Consider the following 19,761-nt stretch of genomic DNA (forward strand, 5'->3'; position numbering starts at 1 on the left):
CTCACTCAACCTCCAATAATGATTTGGCTTTATTTAAAGTTTCTTGATACTCGGACTCTGGATCTGAGTCAAAGACAATTCCAGCTCCTGCTTGCACATAAGCTTGATCTTCTTTAATAATCATCGTGCGAATAGCTAAAGCCAAATCGATGTCACCATTCATATTCAAGTATCCAACTGCCCCTGCATAAACACCTCTGCTTTGTTTTTCTAATTGATTAATGATTTGCATCGCTCTAATTTTTGGGGCTCCAGAAACCGTTCCCGCTGGTAATGTAGCAATTAAAGCATCGATTCCTGTGTATGACGCTTTTAATTCTCCATGCACTTCAGAAACAATGTGCATAACATGTTGATAACGTTCGATCATCATAAATTTTGGTATTGAAATGCTCCCCACTTCGCATACGCGCCCAAGATCATTCCGCCCTAAATCAACTAACATTTTATGCTCTGCACATTCTTTCTTATCGGTTCTTAATTCTTTCGCTAATGATTCATCTTCAACATCTGTCTTACCTCTAGGTCGGGTGCCTGCAATTGGATTAGTTATCACTTGTTTCTCTTTTGTTTTGATTAAACTTTCTGGTGACGCTCCTAACGTAATATAACTTTCAAAATCCACAAAAAACATATATGGTGAAGGATTAGCTATTCGTAATCGTCGATAGAATTCAAAAGGATCGGCATCGAAACTAGCTTTCATACGTTGTGATAGTACTACTTGGAACACATCACCATTTACGATATGTTCTTTTGCTGTTTTTACCATTTCAACAAATGTCGCTTGATCAATGGAAGGTTTAAAAGATACGTTTATTTTCTTCATTTGATGCTGATCTGATTGCTGGATTATTTCGTGTTCTAATGCTTCTACTGCAGCATCTAATTCCTTCTCTGTTTGCTTTCCATCTAAATTCAATGCAATAATCGTTACTGTTTGCTCCTTATGATCAAAAACGATAACTTGTTGATAGAACATTAAGTGTACATCCGGCATCTTTAATTCATCTTCTAATTTCTCTCCGATGTCCTCATACTGTCGAATGATATCGTAGCCAATAAATCCAACAGCACCACCATAAAAGGCAAATGGTAAATCCAATGATTCGTGAGACACATGTTTTTTAACTATTTCTAGAGCATTTTGTGAAAACTGATTTGTCAGCTCCCCGTAAGAATTATAAATATTCGTTTGGTTTTCACTACCGATAATTTCTTTAAATGGATTTTTACCAATAAAGGAATATCTCCCTTTTTCTCCATGCCCCTTAGAGCTTTCCAATAAAAATTTTTTTCTACCTTTTATGCGATTAAAAATAGTAATCGGTGTTAATGTATCGCCATTTATTTCTTTTTTCCTTACCTGCATTTTCCCCATTTCATCCCACTCCTTTGTTTAACAGTATTAAACCTTTTGTTAAAAAAAGTCCCCTATACAAACAAGTCTATATTTGTATAGGGGACGGTCTGAACCGCGGTGCCACCACTATTGAAAAGCATTTCTACTTTTCCACTTTGAATCATGTAACGTTGATTAAACGGCTCCTCCTAAGAGTTATTTTTCAGAGGAGCTCTCCGAAGTCCATTCAGTCTGTTCTTCATACCGGTTTCCAGCTACCCGGCTCTCTGTTATGAAGCGGATATATTCAGACCTACTATTCTTCATCTGCAATTTGTGTTTATAAAAATAAAAAGAGCTTCCCCATCCAATAAGGACGAGGAAACCCGTGGTACCACCTTAGTTAGCTAAAAGCTCACTTTACTATCAGAGTATACACTCGAATAGCTGTCTCAGATAACGATAAGACAAAATCGTCAAAGCCTACTTCCTCTTTTAATCATAAAGGGTTCGGTTTGAAAGCTAAGAAGTCCATTCACTTAATATTTTATACTAGTTCACACCTACCACTAGCTCTCTGAATAAAAAAATTAAGCTACTACTCTTCGTCAACGCTTTTCCGTTTCTTTTGTTGTTTATTATACTATAATCTTTTCATTTTGTTGTCAACAAAAAGATTTGAATTTTCTAAATTTTCTTTTAAAGTTTTAAAAGGTTAGTATTCGCGTATCTCTTCTTCAATCTTTTCTCCTAAATGTCTCCCTGGTTCATCGGGTATACAAGCAAGTTGATCACCAACTTGTAGATTTAAGACAGCTTTTGCTTCTCCATTCACCATTCGAACATGAACACTATCTGCTTCTTGTAATGTAGCAGAAATTTCTTGATTTGTTCCTTCCACTTTACACACAACACGTAAAAAAGGCCTTTTCTCCACCTTTACCCTGCCGATTGCGATCTTTCGCTCTCCATCCTCACTCCAAACCGGAATAACTTGACCTGGTTTCATCTCAGACAAGTATGTTGTTTTACCTTCTCCTAAATAAATATACTGATGGAGCGCACCACCATTTACTCGAAACACCCGTGGAGGATAAGTTTCGGTTGTGCGATTCTCAGATAGTACAAACAAGTAACCACTCCCTGTATTTCCTACCGCTATTCCTTCTAACGAATCTAATACATCAACCACATCAATGCACACTCTGGATCCTAGACCAATAGATGTGATAGACATCACCTCTGCTATTGCTGTATTTGTCATTTTAATCTCCTTTATCTTAAAAATTTTGATTTACAATACGTTCTTATAGCCAAGTCATGTCATTATGATATACAATATATGCTAGGTTTACAAACAGGAGGATGAAAGATGAGGAAATGGTTAATGTTTTTATTTCTTCTTTTAATTGTGACAGTTGGAACGTTAGGATTAATACAAAGTGGATCTACACGAGGAATAGAGGTAGAGGATAATTCAGAAATTTCTATTGATAATTAAATGATAAGATAGTACACAATTTTATTCAAACAAAATTCTATCTTATGCGTGAGCTGAAACCTTCCTACCCCCATTTTAAATTTAATATTTTGTAAATAAAAACCGGATGCGATTCTATCACATCCGGTTTAATTATTAACCTAAAATGGTTACGTTAACTTTTCTAACTCCCCATTGATAGGCTTCATCTTTTGTTGGTACGTGGAGATCTATCTTATTACCTTTGATTGCTCCACCAGTATCCCCAGCAATTGCTTCACCATAGCCTTCTACATAGACTCTTGTTCCTAAAGGAATAACATTAGGATCTACAGCAATTACTTTTTTGTCACGATCATTTCTAAGATCAATTCCTGTTGCTGTAATTCCTGAGCAACCAGCACAGTCTGCTGTATACGCTGTTGCAGTAACTGTTAATGTTTTTTGTTGTGTAGACTTTGTTTCTTTCGGTGTAGATTTCGTTTGTGTTGGTGTTGGTGTTGATTTTGGCTGAGGTTGCGTTGTTGCCTTCTCAGCCTTCTGTTTTGTGTCATCGTTTGATTTTCTAGTTTCTGTTACAACCAACTCTTGATCTACTAGAATTAAATCAGAAGATAATTCATTCCATTCTTTTAAATCTTCTATAGACACGTGATGTTTTTCTGCTATTTCAGTTAGTGTATCGCCCGCTTCGACGGTATATACAATCTCTTTATCTATTTGTAATAACTGTCTCGGTAAAATGATATTTGTTGCTAAGTTATTAGCTTCTTTTAAATCATCTACTTCGATCTGATTTTCACGGGCAATTTCCCAAAGCGTATCTCCTTTTTCCACTTGGTACTCTTCTGCAGATGTTTGGGTTGAAGCAGTGCCTACAATAATTAAACCTGTAGCCATAGCTACAATCTTCTTCTTCATCTGTTTTCCCTCCTTCAAAATGTGACAAGCCCTATCCTAACATACCCACGAGTGCGTTGTGGTTACAATATAGTTAAGAAATGATTTCAATGTTTACGTTTTAAGGTTTTACTTGTCATATTCGTCATTTTGGGGCAGTTTTGCAATATTTTATACATATAAATGAAATTTTTCTGAATTTTTTCTTTATTGATGAGGATTTTTTTAGGAGCTAGACTACTAACATTGGAGAATTTACTTGTTGCGATTATAATGGAATTAACACAATAAAAAGGAGTAATTCTATGTTTACTAGTGAACACATAGCTGCTTTTTCGGATCTAGAATATAGTCTATATAATTACATTGTGAACAACCTTGATAAAGTTCAATATATGCGCATTCGAGATCTAGCACTAGAAACGCATGTATCTACCACATCTATATTACGCTTTTGTAGAAAAATAGGTTGTGAAGGTTTTTCTGAATTTAAGATAAAAGTAAAGATGTTTTTGGATCAACAAGAAGCTAGTTCTTCTATTATAGATGGAAAGAGTACAATAATTGAATTCTTGGAACGCACACTAACACATGATTATCAGCAAAAAATGATGAGAATTGCACACGTAGTTGCTGATGCAAAGCATGTTGTTTTTATCGGGGTAGGCAGTTCCGGTATATTAGCTGAATATGGTTCACGCTATTTTTCTGGATTAAAAAAATTCTCCTTATATATTAAGGATCCTTATCTACCTATTCATGGGCAATATTTAAAAGATAGTATTACTATTGTATTGTCTGTATCAGGAGAAGCAAGCGCGACATTATCACAAGTAAACCAGTTTAAGCAAGAAGGAAGCACCATTGTTAGTATTACAAATAAAGCAGATAGTTCTATAGCAAAAATTTCAGATTATAACTTATCTTACTATGTAAATCAGGAATTTTTAGGTGATACAAATGTGACAACGCAAATTCCTGTTATCTATTTATTAGAAAGCTTAGCCAAAACAACATATGGCATCATGCATACTTAATCATAAAAAAAAAGCGTTCAACAGAGCGCTTCTTTTTTGGTTTAAACAAATGGTATTAGTGATTGTTACGATCAACCAATCCATTTGCTATCATTACATCTTTATACCAGAAATAACTTTTTTTCTTGATTCTACGCAAGTCTTTTGGTCCATCTTCATCACGGTCTACATAGACAAATCCATATCGCTTCTGATAGCCATTCAGCCAGCTAAGTAAATCTGTATATGACCATGTGCAATAACCAAGAACCTTAACACCGTCACTAATTGCACCTTGTATCTGTTTAATGTGGCTCTCTAGATAATCTATCCTGTAATCATCATTAACTTCATCGTTTTCTTCTAAGGTATCAAATGCACCTAATCCATTCTCTGTAATTAGTACAGGTAATTGATATCGATTTACGATTCGGCGTAATCCAATTCTTAAACCAATCGGATCAATTGCCCAATCCCAATCTGTTGCATCTAAAAATGGATTATTTGTTGTTTTAAACAATCCGGGTACACCCGTTGATTCTGTTGTTCCTTTTTTACCCGACGTATTTATCTTACCTAAACCGACACCATCTAATGGATTATGTTCAACTGTCATCGTCTGATAATAATTTAACCCCATGAAATCAGGCTTGGCGCTCTTTAACAACTCCATATCTCCTTTTTCAATCGTTGGAGCTAAACCATTCTCCTCTAAATAGCTCCAAGCAGCTTGTGGGTAGGTACCCCATGCGTAAATATCCATCCACCAATGACTATTAAATTCCTCCGCGTTCTCCGCAGCTAATATATTTTTAGGATGAGAGTCACTCGAATAAGCTGGTGAATAAGCAAAGCTCGGCCCAATCTTACCGTCTTTTACAATTTCATGAAAAGAATTAATTACTTTAGCATTAGCAAGGTTTGCAATGTGGTTTGCTTGATACATACGCTTTAAATTCTTTACCCCTGGCGGATGTATACCGGAACGATAACCTAAACCAACAAACACATTTTGTTCGTTTAAACTTACCCAATACTTTACACGATCACCGTAACGTGTAAATAGTGTCCGACAATACTTATCAAAGTCTTCGATAATATCTCGAGACTCCCATGCACCATATTTATTCATTAGTTCTTGAGGCACATCCCAATGATAAACCGTAATAATTGGCTCAATATTATGTTTAATTAACTCGTCAATTAAACGATCATAGAACGCAAGACCCGCTTCATTTAGTTGACCACTACCTTCAGGGTAAATTCTACTCCAAGCTATCGAAAAACGGTATGCTTTTAACCCTTGCTCTGCCATTAATTGCACGTCTTCTTTATAGCGATTGTAATGATCTACAGCTACGTCGCCATTTGTTCCTTTGAAGGTGGTTCCTTCTTTCTTTGTATACACATCCCAAACAGATGGACCTTTTCCATCCTGATCCCATGCTCCCTCTACTTGATACGCTGCTGATGCGGAACCCCACATGAATGTTTCAGGAAATGGCTTTAATTGCTTATGCTCCATCGCAAACCCTCCTTTTATATTGACCTTCTCTATTCATCATAGCTGATTAAGCATCATTAAAAAACAAATTATAATAATCTGTATCTCGTTTTTCCTTTTGTCATTTGTAACAGTTGCGTAACAAGATGTTTCCACCTACTAGCTTCCCATCAGTACAATTAATTTACATTAATCCGAATAATTGTTATCAAATCAAATAATTATACTAGAAACGTAGAAGGAATACACTCGCTTTCCGCGGGACAAGAAACGCTTCGGCAGCGATACATCGCACGAAGAAAATTGCTCTTTATTTTCGAGGAGTCTCGCATATTCCCTCTACTTAAGTGCATAAATTCAAACAAGCATATAAGCTATATTTATTTACAAAAAAGGAATAATCGTCTTTTTTATGATACGATTCTCTTTTTTAATTTCTTTAACTAAATCAAATATTATTTTCTTGATTAAGCTGTTTAAAACTATATTGATGCAATGCTAATGTATTTTGCACAAAAAAACTTTACCTTTTCTTTACATCAAATTTATATTGAGTTTACAGAAAAAAGATATACTATAATTGTTAGACAAACATTTGCTAACGATTAACATTCTCATTAAGTAATAGCCCCAATTGAAGATGCTCCCCATATCATGGAGAGCATCATTTTTTACATCTATTTCTGCTGATACATCTGGTAATCTAATTAATAAAAGCAATTGTGCATCGGAAGGTTTTAGTAGATTTCTTCGATTCGATTTTGAATATCTATTCTTGGTCTAGGCTTCGTGACTTTAGCTGGGTAGCCAATTTGTAACATACCTACCACTTTTTCACCATTTTGAGCACCAATAATACTTCTAAATGCTTCCGTTGTTGTCATTGGACCTGTTTTCCATATCATACCAATACCTTGTTCCCATGCAAGTAAACTAAAGTTTTGAATGACACAGCTTGTCGCTGCATAATCCTCTTGTCTTAATTTCAGATCAGGACTTTCTTCCATTAACACCATCAAATACATTGGGACATCAATCATTTTTTGATACGCCTTTTCACCACTACGGTTCTTTTCTTCTTCCGTCGTACCTTTTGCCGATAATCTTTTGTTTAATTCAGCAATCTTTTCTTTACCTTTACCATGCACAAAAACAAAACGCCAAGGTTGTGTCATTTTATGATTGGGTACCCATATGGCTGTCTCCAGTAACTCCTTTAATAATGGAATATCCACCTCTTTGTTTTCGTACAATTGAATAGAGCGTCTCCCCTTAATAAGCTCTTCTAACTTCATTTCCCCATCACCCCTATAATAATTGAGAATAATTTTCATCTAAGTATACCATAGTAAATGTTCACTTCAATTACAACATACTTGCCTATGACAAAAGCGCTCAATGTTTTGCACAATTTTTTTATTGTACTATTGTTTTGATTATAAAAAAATGCTATTCTATAATTAGTTTATAAATTAATTTAATTAAGTTTACATTTAGGAGGATGAATGATGATTGCTTCATTAACAAACGAGTTTCAGACTATATTGGATAACACTTTAAAGCCACGTGTTTTTTTTGCTCCAGGAAGAATTAATTTGATTGGTGAACATACAGATTACAACGGTGGTTATGTCTTCCCTGCATCCATCTCATTTGGTACTTATGCTATTGCAACGAAACGTACGGACAAAAAAATTCGTTTTTATTCTAAAAACTTTGAAGAAAGCGGTGTCATCGAGGTATCATTAGATGATCTTTCATACAATAAATCACATGATTGGGCAAACTATCCTAAAGGGATGCTAAAAACAATGATAGAAGATGGACATGAAATTACTTCAGGATTCGATGTGTTATACTATGGTAACATTCCAAATGGAGCTGGGTTATCATCATCTGCTTCGATCGAACTTGCTACTGGAGTAATGGTTGAGCAGCTATTCGACCTTTCCATTGATCGCATTCGCATGGTTCAATTAGGTCAGCAAGTAGAGAATAATTATATTGGTGTTAACAGTGGAATTATGGACCAGTTTGCTATTGGAATGGGAAAGAAAGACCATGCAATTTTACTTGATTGCAACACACTAGACTATACCTATGCACCCATCGCTTTAGATGATTATGTCATTATGATTATGAACACAAACAAACGTAGAGAATTAGCTGATTCAAAATATAATGAACGCAGAAGTGAGTGTGAACGTGCACTAAAAGATATTCAATCAACTTTAGACATTCATAGTTTAGGAGAACTTACTATCGAAGCTTTTGAAGCGAATAAGCATCTCATTCACAACGCGACTGATCGTAAGCGAGCAAAACATGCAGTTTATGAAAATGAACGTACGAAGCAAGCATTGAAAAAGTTAGAGAGTGGCGATCTACAAGCGTTTGGTAAATTAGTTGATCAATCCCACCTTTCCTTGCAACACGATTATGAAGTTACAGGTTTAGAGCTTGATACTATTGTTGAAGCTGCTTGGGAACAACCCGGAGTCTTAGGTGCTCGAATGACAGGTGCAGGTTTTGGTGGATGTGCGATTGCACTTGTAAAATCCGATGAAATAGATCAATTTAAAACAAATGTAAATGCACATTACAAAAAGGTTGTCGGCTATGACGCTACATTTTATGTCGCAACTATTGGTGATGGAGCAAAGGAAATTAAACTTTAAGGAGTGTTATCTATGCACGTTTTAGTATTAGGAGGAGCAGGTTATATTGGTTCACACGCTGTTTATCAATTAATTGATAAAGGGCATGATGTCATTGTTATTGATAATTTAGAAACAGGACATGAAGCTGCTATTCATGATAAAGCAACTTTTTATAGAGGAGATATTCGTAATATTACCTTCTTACGCGAAGTATTTACTAATGAAAAAATTGATGCAGTCTTACACTTCGCAGCTAATTCATTAGTAGGAGAATCAATGGAAAAGCCACTAAAATATTTCGATAATAATGTGTATGGCACACAAGTATTACTAGAAGCGATGAAAGAATTCTCGATTGATAAAATTGTTTTCTCTTCCACCGCTGCAACTTACGGAGAACCAGAGCAGGTACCAATTACCGAAGAGATGCCAACTAATCCAACGAGCACATATGGCGAAACAAAATTAACAATGGAAAAAATAATGAAATGGTGTGAAGCTGCATATGGAACACGCTATGTTTCCTTACGTTATTTTAATGTAGCTGGAGCTCGTCCGACTGGAGAAATCGGTGAAGATCATCGACCAGAGACTCATTTGATTCCAATCATTTTACAAGTAGCACTAGGGCAAAGAGAGGCTATTACTATTTTCGGCGAAGATTACGACACACCTGATGGCACTTGTATTCGAGATTATGTACATGTTGAAGACTTAATCAACGCACACATTCTTGCTTTAGAATACTTGCAAGATGGTGGAGAAAGTAACATTTTTAATTTAGGAAGTAGCCAAGGCTTTTCTGTAAAAGAAATGATTGATGCAGCAAGGTCCGTTACGAATCATGCGATACCAGCTAAAGTTGGTGAGCGACGAGCAGGAGATCCTAGTACATTAATAGCTTCATCTGCGAAGGCGAAAGAAATACTTGATTGGAATCCAAAACGAACAAATATTAATCAGATCATTGAAGATGCTTGGAATTGGCACAAAAACCACCCACAAGGCTACCGAAAGGAAGTATAAGATGTCAGACCAACTATTCCAAACGATTGAACAGTTAGTGAAAAAAGGAACTGAGCAGACATTAATTACTCCAAAAGATGAAGTGTATGTCCGAAATCAAATTCTCGGACTTCTCAAAGTAGAAGGATTTATTCCTCCTACTTTGGAGAAGTCTACTTTAGACATTCCAGACCTTTTAGAAAACCTAATTGATTATGCCATCCAAACAGAAATAATAGAAGATGTATTAGATGACAAAGAAATGTTAAGTGCGAAAATAATGAATTGTTTTTTAGCCAAACCGACAGAAATTAATGATACATTTTATGATAAATATGCTGTATCTCCTGAAGCTGCAACGGATTACTTTTACAAATTGAGTAAAGACAGTAATTACATTCAAATGAAACGAATCGCTAAAAATATCCATTATAAAACAGACAGTCCTTATGGAAAATTAGATATTACCATTAATCTATCTAAACCAGAAAAAGACCCGGAACAGATCAAACGCGAACGCACAATGAAACAACAAGTCAGTTATCCAAAGTGTTTATTATGTAAAGAAAATGAAGGATATGTTGGCAGAACAGGATATCCAGCAAGATCAAACCATCGTGTCATAGAAGTACCTTTAGAAGAAGAGACATGGTATTTACAGTATTCACCGTATGTCTATTACAACGAGCATAGTATTCTTCTTGCAGGTGAACATCGACCAATGCAAATTTCACGTTCTACTTTTGAACGACTAACTGCTTTTGTCGAGCAATTTCCTCATTACTTTATGGGGTCTAATGCGGATCTTCCTATTGTCGGTGGTAGCATTCTTTCTCATGATCATTATCAAGGCGGACGTTATACCTTTGCGATGACCGAAGCAAAAGATGCATTCCAATTTTCATTAGAAAAATCCCCTAAGGTTGTTGCATCTGTTGTTGAATGGCCTATGTCTGTCATTCGATTGCGCGGTAAAAATAAAAATGAGTTAGTAGATGCAGCTGCTCATCTGTTAGAGAAATGGCAAAGCTATAGTGATCCTAGTGTAGATGTTATCGCATACACAGGCGACACACCTCATAACACGATTACACCAATTGCTCGTAAGCGTAATGGATTATTTGAATTTGACCTTGTTCTACGGAATAACCGCACAACTGAGGAGTATCCTTTTGGGATTTTCCATCCACATGAAGATGTACACCATATTAAAAAGGAGAATATTGGTCTAATCGAGGTAATGGGACTAGCGGTATTACCACCACGTCTAAAACAAGAATTAGATGCGATTGAAGCACATTTAATTGATCATAAAACAACTGTTGCTGATTACCATCAAGCTTGGATGGAACAGATCAAACAACAAAATGATCTGATTGATGCTTCCAATGTTAAAGGAATTCTTCACCAAGCATTAGGAAACAAGTTTACTCGTGTGTTGGAAGATGCAGGAGTGTTTAAATCAACCGATGAAGGAAGGCAAGCTTTTAAACGTTTTATTGAATCAGTGAATCATAATTAAAAAAATATAGGAGGATATTTTCATGCATGTTCAAGAAAAAGAACAAACTGTAGCCGGACAAAGCTGGAAAGTGTATACGTTGGAAAATGACCATGGAATGTCAGTCAGCTTTCTGAACTATGGTGGAATTATTACAAATATAACAGTGCCAGATCGTAATGGAAAATTAGAAAATGTTGTTTTAAGTCTTGCAAACTATGAAGATTATCTAGATAACCCTAACTTTTTTGGTGCGCTAGTTGGTAGAGTAGCTGGTCGTATCGAAGGATCCTCCTTTTCAATTAATGATAAGAAGCATCTGCTTCCTGCCAATGAAGGAGATCATCATTTGCACGGTGGATCAACTGGTTTTCATCAAATTTTGTGGGAAACAACATCTTTTGAAACAGATACCCAAGTGGGTGTTCACTTCACTCATACTTTTCCTGATGGAGATGGTGGATATCCAGGAGAATTGGACGTTTCAATCATGTATACGTTGACTAATGAAAATAATTTTGAAATTACTTATCAGGCTACATCAGATCAAGATACGATTTTAACAACAACGAACCATTCTTATTTTAATTTAAGTGGTGACCTAAAAAGAGATATTTTACAACACGACGTACAAATAAACGCGAGTCAATTCATCGAGTTAGACCATGAATTAATTCCAACAGGTGAACTTTTATCCGTTGATGATACTGTATTTGATTTTCGTAAAGCACATCCTATTATTGATGGAGTCCACTCTATTGATCAACAAAATTTAGTAGCTTCTAACGGATTTGATCATTACTTTATTTTTGATCATAGTAATCAGCCAAATGTTACCGTAACAGACGGTGAAAGCGGAAGAAAATTAGAAGTACTAACCGATCAACCAGGAATGGTCATGTATACTGCTAATGGTTTAGATGACTCTATTCAGTTAAAAGAACGTAACTCGACAAAATATTTAGGTGTATGCCTAGAAACACAAGGATCGCCTGGATCTTTAAAGCATGAAGGTTTTCCTAGTATATATTTAGGAAAAGATGAAACATATCACAAGACAACAACATTTGCTTTTCGCACCTTAAATGATTAAATCAAATGAAATGACAAAAAAGTCATGCAGCGTTATACGCACTGCATGACTTTTCTATATCGTTACTTCTCCGTTTCGCTCAAACAACTCAGCCAACAATAACGCTACTGCACCTAAAGCTGTCGCTTGTTCACCTAAGTCTGAAAACGCTACTTCCGTTTGCTTTGCTTTTAGTGTAAGTGCACTTTTGCTAATTGTTTTTAAAATCTTGTCTGAAATATATGTGCGTGCACCTGTTACTCCACCACTAATAATAATCTTTGATGGGTTCATGATATGAATCAGATTTGTTAATCCTATTCCAATATACTCTCCCGTTTCCTCTAATAGCTTCACTGCATAACTATCTCCTGCTTCAGCAGCTTGAAAAATACTTTCTCCAGTGATGGATGAAATTTGTTTAAGCACAGATTGTGGCGCTTGATATAATTGTTGAACAGCTCGTTCTGCTATTGCAGGTCCTGAAATGATCGTCTGGAGACACCCTTTGTTTCCACATGAACATGTTCTTCCATTAATATCTACAGTCATATGGCCGATTTCACCAGCAATACTACTATCTCCATGATATAGTTTACCGTTAACTGTGATGCCGGCACCTACACCATTACCAATGTTGACTGCTACCATACTCTCTGAATCTCTGCCTTGACCAAACCAAACCTCGCCTAAAGCAAGTGCACGGGCATCATTTTCTACTATTACCATTAAATTAAATTTGTCTTCTAATGTTTTTTTTATCGGAACATCCCTTAGATCTAAGTTAGGAGCGTAAAGCGATGTGCCTGTTTCCACATCCACTACACCATGCATCGCTATACCTATGCCTATAATTTTGTCCTTATTTTGATTATAATTTTGTAGCACTGTTTCGATTCCAGTTTCTAATATACCTAAAAAAGAAGCTTCTGTTACTTTTTCGCTAATTGGTAAGCTATAACGCTCGATAACTTTACCAGATAAGTCAGTTAGTATCGTCTCAACTTCTGTTGGGCCTGCGTCCACACCAACAACATAAAAGCCTTGATAATCAATAACTAGCATGGTTGGTTTTCTTCCACCCCGTGATATTCCAAGTGTACTTTCCTTTACAATGCCTTGCTCAATTAATTCTTTAACTATACTTCCTACTGTAGGTGGGGTTAGGTTGGTTTCTTTTGCAATTTGAGCACGAGAAATCGGCCCACTATTTAATATTTTATTTAAAATAATTGATTTATTTAATGATTTCATCCATCTAAAGCTACCGGTTTGCATATTGTAATCCTCCGAGTACTAAACTATCTAATTAGAGTTATCGTATCATATTAATTAATTTAATTAAAGAAGGACTTAATCCCAAAAAAAACCAATTCAGTATGACGATATGCATTAAAAGAATCAGTATTAGTATGCTCCCCGAATATGTTGTGCTACTTGATTCTTATAGAACATTTCAATTTCCTCTAGCTCTTCATTTGTAAAACCTGTGATAGAAACCGCCCCTAAGTTATCTTCTACTTGTTCTACATTTTTAAACCCTGGAATAACAGTTGAAACACCCTCTTGTTGTAAGATCCATTTCAACGCAGCACGAGTCATATTGCCTCTTCCATTCGCTACCCACTTCAACTGATTACTTAACTCAACACCTTTAGAAAACGGAATTCCGCCAAAGGTTTCTCCAACATTAAATGATTCGCCATTTTTGTTAAAAGAGCGGTGATCACTAGCTTCAAATGTATGATCGGTAGAAAATTTTCCAGTTAAAAGCCCACTTGCAAGAGGGACTCTAGCTAATATCCCTACTCCCTTTTCTTTTGCCCTTGGAAATAGTAGATCCAAGGGCTTTTGACGAAGCATGTTGAAAATAACTTGTAAGGTGCTAACATTATCATTCTCTAAACATAACAGCCCTTCTTCTACTGTTTCCACGCTTACACCATAATAGCGTATTTTTCCTTCTTGTTTTAATTTGTCTAATACTTCAAAGACACGACCATCTTTTAATATTTCTATTGGCGGACAATGTATTTGGTATAAATCTAATTGATCTCGATTTAACCTCTTTAATGTCCCTTCTAAATAAGTACGCACCGAACTTTCTGTGTACGTTTCTGGATCATGAATATCACCGGCACGGCAAAACTTAGATGCTACATGTATCTCTGATTCTTTTCCTTTGGTTGCTTTCGCTATCAATGCTTCACTATGTCCATCTCCATAGACATCTGCCGTATCAAAAAAATTAACTCCTTTGTCCATCGCACGCTCAAGTGCTCGAAGTGATTCTTTATCATTTGTTTTTCCCCACGAACCTCCGATAGCCCATGTACCAAAGCTTAATTCACTTATTTTAAGATCTGTATTGCCCAATTGACGATAATGCATTCATATAGCCCTCCTTTTTGTATTCGCTTTCATATATAGTTTACAATAGACATCATATCGTTGAAAGTCCTTTGCATCAAACCAGCTTCAAGTTTACGACTATAACAAATTTCTTTTTGCTAAATGAAATGAAGAGACTGGGACAATACTAAATAAAGATTAGCAGAAAAAAGATGATAATAACCTGTTTAAGGATCATAATCCATTTTGTTTTTGAGCGAATAAATTAGCTGTAGAAATATACGATACTCCTGCAGGAACAGCGCGAGCTGAAGATCCACTCATTAAAGCGTTTTTTGCTTTAATGAGTTAGCTGAAGCCGTGCCTGCGGAAAGAGAGTATATTTCCACAGCGGTGTTTGTTCTTCTTAACTAAAATAAAAGTTCGTAATTTTTACCAAAAAAAATGTTATTATGTCCCAGTATTTAATTCCTATCAAAATATATTAATTATTTTTCACAACATCAATAAAAGAAAAAGTTGTGACATCAACTAGCCCTCGGTTAGAAATTCTCACTTCAGGAATGACAGGTAAAGCAATAAGCGAGAATGTCATAAATGGTGCGTGAATCGGACAACCAAGTGCATTCCAACCTTTCTCTAATTCTTTCACCTGTGTTACCACTTGTTCCGCACTTGCATCTGACATTAAGCCTGCAATTGGCATTGGAACTTGAGCAAGTACTTTACCATCTTCCACTACAACCATTCCTCCACCTAAATCAATTAATACATTAGCAGCAAAGGCCATGTCAGCTTCACTAACACCCATAACTAATAAATTATGACTATCATGCGCAACTGTTGATGCCACTGCGCCACGTTTTAATTGAAAACCATGCACAAAAGCAACAGAAATGTCTCCTGATTGGTGATGTCTATCTATACAAGCTAATTTAATGACATCTTGTGTAAGATCCGGAAGTACAAATTGATTTTCTACACGCAATTTCGTTTCCATTTTCTCTGTTCTTGCACTATTCTCGATGACTTTTATCGTATTAACGACTACTTGCTCAGCAGGCATATTCACTTTTACATTAAAGTCAGCTGGTACTAGTTTGTTTTTGACATGAACGGATTGCTTCATGTGAGCTGGATACGTATAGTTTGGTAAATTAGCTACTACTTGTTTCTTCGCTACAACTACTTCACCATCGACAATCACATCACTAGGTTCCATTTTTTCCAGACTATCTAATATCATGATATCTGCACATTTACTAGGCGTAATACTACCAAAATCAGCAGCCATATTAAAATATCTTGCTACATTTAAAGTCGCCATTTTAATTGCTGTAACAGGATCTACGCCTTCTTCTATTGCACGTCTAACCACATGATTAATATGTCCTTTTTCTACTAATGTTTGTGGATAAACATCATCTGTAACAAGTAGTAAATAATCTGTTGCAACACGATCTTCTGTTACAATTTTGATTACTTCTTTTACATCCTGCCATGCGGAGCCTTCACGTATCATGACATACATCCCTAAACGCAATTTCTCAAGTGCTTGTTCACGATTTACTGTCTCATGACAAGAGGTAACACCTGATGCGATGTATGCTTGTAGCATTTCGTTACTACCGTCAGGAAAATGACCTGTTATTGTCTTATCAGCCAGCATGGTTTCCTGAATCTCACCTAGCATTTTTGGCTCTCCTGTTATCACCCCTGGAAAATTCATTACCTCTCCAAGGCCGACGACATTATCCCAGGTCAAGCCTTCCTTAATATCTAATACTTCTAATGTCGCCCCTGCATCTTCTAATCCATCAGTTGCTGGTACACATGATGGAAACGTCGTAAACACTTGCATTGGTAATTGTTGACCTTCTTTATGCATTTGTTTTACACCTTCAACACCAAACACATTAGCAATTTCATGCGGATCCATAAAAATACTAGTTGTCCCCTTTGTTAAAGCAATGCGAGCAAATTCAGTTACAGTGAGCATCGTGCTTTCTACATGCATGTGCCCATCCATTAACCCTGGTGCAATATATTTTCCTGTTGCATCGATGACAGTTGTTGCAGCTCCAATCGTATGATCTGCCTTTCCTACATAAGCAATGCGTCCTTTAGAGATAGCGACATCGATGTTTGGTAGTAATTCTTCTGTGATCACATTGACAAGTGTGCCATTCTGAATGACTAGCTCTGCTTTCTCTTCTCCCAATGCTACTTTTGCTAAATGATAATTGACTTGATGTAATGAATATTTCATGTTCAAAACCCCTTCTTTTTTTAAAAAGTACACAAAAAACCCAAGGTGCGCATTGTCCTTGGGTGATTACATGAAGGGGTGACGATAGAATAATAGCCTATAGGCATACTTATACTGTCATTTTTCCCGACATGTAGTCCAGTGATTTACGGTCACCCGGTAGAAACGCTTAAGCCAATTCTTAAGCTTATACATGTAACTTTTATTTTATTATATTTATCCTTTTTACCATAGCTTTTTCAAAAGGTCAATTGCTTTCTATTGGAAAAAGCGCGCGTTTAAATAGTGATAGACACCTTCTTCGTCACAATTGAAATCAGTTACTTCATCTGCTAAGCTTTTAATCTCTGGCACTGCATTTTGCATCGCAACAGATTGCCCTGCAAGTTGAAACATAGATATATCATTGTGGCTATCGCCCATTACCAAAATGTCACTCGCATCAATCTTTACATGATGTAAAATCGCCAGAATCCCTGTCGCTTTATTTACATTTGCGACCATGACTTCAACATTATGATCTGAAGATGAAGACGTGGTAAATGGAGTAGATTGCTTTAGCTCTTCTAACACTTGCTTCCATTGATAAATATGTTCTTCTTGTTTACTGAAGCAATAGAATTTGGAATATCTTTGTTCAGGCAAGACCTCTTTCCAATCAATTTCTCCTTCCATCACTTCCTTACGCTCAAGCCATTCGTTAATTCCAACGCGTTCTGGCTTTGGATCCTTTACTTCTTCGGCTAAAATATTAAAATCTTCTTTAAGAGCCAATCGCATTCCTGCCGACGGAAAAAGCTCATAATATACTTGGTGTTCGCGTGCTTTCTCAATGATTTGCTTGGTTAATTCAAATGGTAAACTATGTTCCTCGATTTTTTCATCGGAAAGATAGGTTGTCATCCCATTTGAACTGATCACTCCATCCACTTCTAATCCTTCAGATAGAAACGAGGAAACCTCCCCTTTTGATCTTCCTGTTGCAATAAAAACAAGTATTCCTTCTCCTCGCAACTGGGCAATGATTTGTTTTGTCTTCTCACTTATTTGATTATAGTTATCTAGTATTGTTCCATCCATATCAAGAAAAATAGCTTTTGGTCCTGTTTGTCTCATCATTATGCTCTCCCTTTTCCAATCACCGTTACGACTAGTATAGCATGTCTATTTATTTTTAGTTACGTTTAAGATAGTGGCATCTTCTTATACAAATAATCTCATGTTACAGTTCTTACTTTATCGAATAATTGGGCGTTTTTTATTTGATTTCAAATCCTCAATAACCTTTAATTGACTAGGAAACAAGTTCTCAGGTAAGTTATCTATTGAAAAAAATGCTGCATCTAAGGATTCTTCGTTTTCCTTTATCAGATCCCCTGTAAATGTATGACAAGTAAACCAATGTTGTACAAGAGCCACTTGATCTCCGTTGACTAACGTTTTTTGATTATTTTCACCTGAATAGATGCTAAATAAAGTCAATTCACCCAACTGCAATCCCGTCTCTTCAAAGACTTCTCTTCTTGCTGTATCTTCTACTGACTCACCTAACTCCATATAGCCACCAGGAAATCCCCATGTCTGATTGTCAGAACGCAAATGTAATAAAATTCGATCATATGTATCAAAAACAATTGCGCCACAGACGACCATTATTAGAGGGTTATGACCGACCATATTACGAACATAGCTAATATAATCCATATTGATACTCCCTTGTATGTTTTACATTTATTATACTAGAAAATGACGCCCATCAGAGCGCCATTTCTCTTATGCTTTATTCATTTCATCTGGATCTGGACCTACACGTTCATCCTTATTGAGTGCGTTGATTGCATCCATATCTTCTTGCGATAATTCAAAATCAAATATGTCAGCATTAGAAACGATGCGCTCTTCCTTGACTGATTTTGGAATAGTAATCACATCACTTTGTAAATCCCATCTCAAAATAACTTGAGCAGCAGACTTACCATGCTTATCTGCAATTTCTGTAATCGTAGGGTCATCTAATAGTTTCCCTTGTTTTAAAGGAGACCAAGCTTCCATTTGAATGTTATGTTTTTTACAATAGTTACGCAAAGGCTCTTGTGATAAATGCGGATGCAATTCCACTTGGTTTACCATGGGAACAATCTCTGCATCTTTTATCAACTCATCTAAATGATGTTCTTTAAAATTACTAACTCCAATTGCTTTAATTTTTCCGTCTTTATATAATTTCTCCATTGCTTTCCATGTTTCTTTGAATTTACCTTGTGCTGGAACTGGCCAATGGATCAAAAATAAGTCTAGATAGTCAAGGTCAAGTCGTTTTCGCGTATCTTCAAATGCTTGTAGTGTTGATTCATATCCTTGATCACTATTCCACAGCTTTGAAGTAATAAATAGTTCATCACGAGAAACACCGGATTCTTTAATTGCTTTTCCAACTCCCGCTTCATTTTCGTAAAAAGCAGCTGTATCAATGCTTCTGTAACCATGTTTGATCGCTGTTTTAACAGAATGAATCACTTCATTTCCATCTTCTACTTTATACACACCTAGTCCAAACCACGGCATTTTCACACCATTATGAAGTGTAACGGTATCTTGTAAATGTGTTGGCATTTGTATTTCCTCCCTTTTCTAAACTAGTTTTATTTTCGCATAGATTG

17 protein-coding genes, 1 riboswitch and 2 other annotated features are annotated in these 19,761 nt (G+C 36.1%); of the genes, 6 read left to right on the forward strand and 11 right to left on the reverse strand.

What is annotated here, in order from left to right; genetic code table 11:
* Position 1 precedes the first annotated feature (1 nt).
* Both trpE and HP569_RS08925 read right to left on the reverse strand, forming a co-directional pair.
* Positions 2-1,372, reverse strand: a complete 1,371-nt coding sequence (gene trpE / locus HP569_RS08920; RefSeq protein ID WP_182200852.1) for an anthranilate synthase component I — start codon at positions 1,370-1,372, stop codon at positions 2-4.
* Positions 1,373-1,458: 86 nt separating this feature from the next.
* Positions 1,459-1,681 (reverse strand) — a binding site (T-box leader).
* Between the two features lie 30 nt (positions 1,682-1,711).
* Positions 1,712-1,963: a binding site (T-box leader), on the reverse strand.
* A 94-nt stretch (positions 1,964-2,057) separates the two neighbouring features.
* Entirely contained in the window at positions 2,058-2,606 is a 549-nt protein-coding gene (locus tag HP569_RS08925) for a 3-dehydroquinate synthase II domain-containing protein (RefSeq protein ID WP_182200826.1), read from the reverse strand.
* Positions 2,607-2,714: 108 nt separating this feature from the next.
* Between HP569_RS08925 and HP569_RS14545 the strand changes: the two genes are divergently transcribed.
* The gene (locus HP569_RS14545) at positions 2,715-2,843 is read left to right on the forward strand and encodes a hypothetical protein (protein ID WP_281366449.1); all 129 of its coding nucleotides are present in this window, start codon (positions 2,715-2,717) and stop codon (positions 2,841-2,843) included.
* Positions 2,844-2,978: 135 nt separating this feature from the next.
* Here the strand turns inward: HP569_RS14545 and HP569_RS08930 are convergent, their stop codons facing one another.
* Positions 2,979-3,743, reverse strand: coding sequence for a LysM peptidoglycan-binding and 3D domain-containing protein (locus tag HP569_RS08930; protein WP_182200827.1), 765 nt, complete (start codon positions 3,741-3,743; stop codon positions 2,979-2,981).
* A 284-nt stretch (positions 3,744-4,027) separates the two neighbouring features.
* Between HP569_RS08930 and HP569_RS08935 the strand changes: the two genes are divergently transcribed.
* Positions 4,028-4,759, forward strand: coding sequence for a MurR/RpiR family transcriptional regulator (locus tag HP569_RS08935; protein WP_182200828.1), 732 nt, complete (start codon positions 4,028-4,030; stop codon positions 4,757-4,759).
* A gap of 55 nt (positions 4,760-4,814) precedes the next feature.
* Here the strand turns inward: HP569_RS08935 and HP569_RS08940 are convergent, their stop codons facing one another.
* Together HP569_RS08940 and HP569_RS08945 are read right to left on the reverse strand one after the other, a co-directional pair.
* A complete protein-coding gene (locus HP569_RS08940; protein ID WP_182200829.1) occupies positions 4,815-6,263 on the reverse strand; it encodes a glycoside hydrolase family 1 protein in 1,449 nt (482 codons plus the stop codon).
* Between the two features lie 716 nt (positions 6,264-6,979).
* Positions 6,980-7,537, reverse strand: a complete 558-nt coding sequence (locus tag HP569_RS08945) for a nitroreductase family protein (RefSeq protein WP_182200830.1) — start codon at positions 7,535-7,537, stop codon at positions 6,980-6,982.
* Between the two features lie 210 nt (positions 7,538-7,747).
* Here HP569_RS08945 and HP569_RS08950 point away from each other — a divergent pair, with 210 nt between their 5' ends.
* Genes HP569_RS08950 through HP569_RS08965 form a run of 4 tightly spaced genes read left to right on the forward strand, consistent with a single transcriptional unit; the run spans position 7,748 to position 12,501 of the window.
* Positions 7,748-8,920 carry a galactokinase gene (locus HP569_RS08950; RefSeq protein ID WP_425501855.1) on the forward strand — a complete coding sequence of 391 codons (1,173 nt, stop codon included), beginning with the start codon at positions 7,748-7,750 and terminating at the stop codon, positions 8,918-8,920.
* A 12-nt stretch (positions 8,921-8,932) separates the two neighbouring features.
* Positions 8,933-9,928, forward strand: coding sequence for a UDP-glucose 4-epimerase GalE (gene galE / locus HP569_RS08955; protein WP_182200832.1), 996 nt, complete (start codon positions 8,933-8,935; stop codon positions 9,926-9,928).
* A 1-nt stretch (position 9,929) separates the two neighbouring features.
* Positions 9,930-11,429: a UDP-glucose--hexose-1-phosphate uridylyltransferase gene (gene galT / locus HP569_RS08960; RefSeq protein WP_182200833.1), complete on the forward strand. Its 1,500-nt coding sequence runs from the start codon at positions 9,930-9,932 to the stop codon at positions 11,427-11,429.
* A 22-nt stretch (positions 11,430-11,451) separates the two neighbouring features.
* On the forward strand, positions 11,452-12,501 hold the full coding sequence (locus HP569_RS08965) for an aldose epimerase family protein (protein WP_182200834.1): 1,050 nt from the start codon (positions 11,452-11,454) through the stop codon (positions 12,499-12,501).
* A gap of 54 nt (positions 12,502-12,555) precedes the next feature.
* Here HP569_RS08965 and HP569_RS08970 read toward each other — a convergent pair whose 3' ends face one another.
* The 6 genes from HP569_RS08970 to HP569_RS08995 form a co-directional block, all read right to left on the reverse strand.
* A complete protein-coding gene (locus HP569_RS08970) occupies positions 12,556-13,758 on the reverse strand; it encodes an ROK family transcriptional regulator (RefSeq protein WP_182200835.1) in 1,203 nt (400 codons plus the stop codon).
* Between the two features lie 129 nt (positions 13,759-13,887).
* Positions 13,888-14,871, reverse strand: a complete 984-nt coding sequence (locus HP569_RS08975; RefSeq protein WP_182200836.1) for an aldo/keto reductase — start codon at positions 14,869-14,871, stop codon at positions 13,888-13,890.
* Positions 14,872-15,316: 445 nt separating this feature from the next.
* Positions 15,317-17,101, reverse strand: a complete 1,785-nt coding sequence (gene ade / locus HP569_RS08980) for an adenine deaminase (RefSeq protein ID WP_182200837.1) — start codon at positions 17,099-17,101, stop codon at positions 15,317-15,319.
* A 114-nt stretch (positions 17,102-17,215) separates the two neighbouring features.
* Positions 17,216-17,316: riboswitch (purine riboswitch) on the reverse strand.
* A 43-nt stretch (positions 17,317-17,359) separates the two neighbouring features.
* Entirely contained in the window at positions 17,360-18,217 is an 858-nt protein-coding gene (locus HP569_RS08985) for an HAD family hydrolase (protein ID WP_246367047.1), read from the reverse strand.
* 120 nt (positions 18,218-18,337) lie between these two features.
* Positions 18,338-18,805 (reverse strand): NUDIX hydrolase, encoded by a 468-nt coding sequence (locus HP569_RS08990; protein ID WP_182200839.1) that lies wholly within the window; start codon positions 18,803-18,805, stop codon positions 18,338-18,340.
* A 69-nt stretch (positions 18,806-18,874) separates the two neighbouring features.
* Positions 18,875-19,714: an aldo/keto reductase gene (locus HP569_RS08995; protein WP_182200840.1), complete on the reverse strand. Its 840-nt coding sequence runs from the start codon at positions 19,712-19,714 to the stop codon at positions 18,875-18,877.
* Positions 19,715-19,761: the final 47 nt, after the last annotated feature.

Origin of the sequence: Paraliobacillus salinarum (assembly GCF_014083865.1) — a bacterium.
Classification (GTDB): domain Bacteria; phylum Bacillota; class Bacilli; order Bacillales; family Amphibacillaceae; genus Paraliobacillus; species Paraliobacillus salinarum.

Bases quoted from the DNA above. Each gene is read 5' to 3' on its own strand.
- galT (WP_182200833.1), top strand. From the start codon at position 9,930: ATGTCAGACCAACTATTCCAAACGATTGAACAGTTAGTGAAAAAAGGA.
- HP569_RS14545 (WP_281366449.1), top strand. From the start codon at position 2,715: ATGAGGAAATGGTTAATGTTTTTATTTCTTCTTTTAATTGTGACAGTT.
- HP569_RS08925 (WP_182200826.1), bottom strand. From the start codon at position 2,606: ATGACAAATACAGCAATAGCAGAGGTGATGTCTATCACATCTATTGGT.
- HP569_RS08970 (WP_182200835.1), bottom strand. From the start codon at position 13,758: ATGCAAACCGGTAGCTTTAGATGGATGAAATCATTAAATAAATCAATT.
- HP569_RS08940 (WP_182200829.1), bottom strand. From the start codon at position 6,263: ATGGAGCATAAGCAATTAAAGCCATTTCCTGAAACATTCATGTGGGGT.
- ade (WP_182200837.1), bottom strand. From the start codon at position 17,101: ATGAAATATTCATTACATCAAGTCAATTATCATTTAGCAAAAGTAGCA.
- HP569_RS08945 (WP_182200830.1), bottom strand. From the start codon at position 7,537: ATGAAGTTAGAAGAGCTTATTAAGGGGAGACGCTCTATTCAATTGTAC.
- HP569_RS08995 (WP_182200840.1), bottom strand. From the start codon at position 19,714: ATGCCAACACATTTACAAGATACCGTTACACTTCATAATGGTGTGAAA.
- galE (WP_182200832.1), top strand. From the start codon at position 8,933: ATGCACGTTTTAGTATTAGGAGGAGCAGGTTATATTGGTTCACACGCT.
- HP569_RS08975 (WP_182200836.1), bottom strand. From the start codon at position 14,871: ATGCATTATCGTCAATTGGGCAATACAGATCTTAAAATAAGTGAATTA.
- trpE (WP_182200852.1), bottom strand. From the start codon at position 1,372: ATGCAGGTAAGGAAAAAAGAAATAAATGGCGATACATTAACACCGATT.
- HP569_RS08965 (WP_182200834.1), top strand. From the start codon at position 11,452: ATGCATGTTCAAGAAAAAGAACAAACTGTAGCCGGACAAAGCTGGAAA.
- HP569_RS08935 (WP_182200828.1), top strand. From the start codon at position 4,028: ATGTTTACTAGTGAACACATAGCTGCTTTTTCGGATCTAGAATATAGT.
- HP569_RS08985 (WP_246367047.1), bottom strand. From the start codon at position 18,217: ATGAGACAAACAGGACCAAAAGCTATTTTTCTTGATATGGATGGAACA.
- HP569_RS08950 (WP_425501855.1), top strand. From the start codon at position 7,748: ATGATGATTGCTTCATTAACAAACGAGTTTCAGACTATATTGGATAAC.
- HP569_RS08990 (WP_182200839.1), bottom strand. From the start codon at position 18,805: ATGGATTATATTAGCTATGTTCGTAATATGGTCGGTCATAACCCTCTA.
- HP569_RS08930 (WP_182200827.1), bottom strand. From the start codon at position 3,743: ATGAAGAAGAAGATTGTAGCTATGGCTACAGGTTTAATTATTGTAGGC.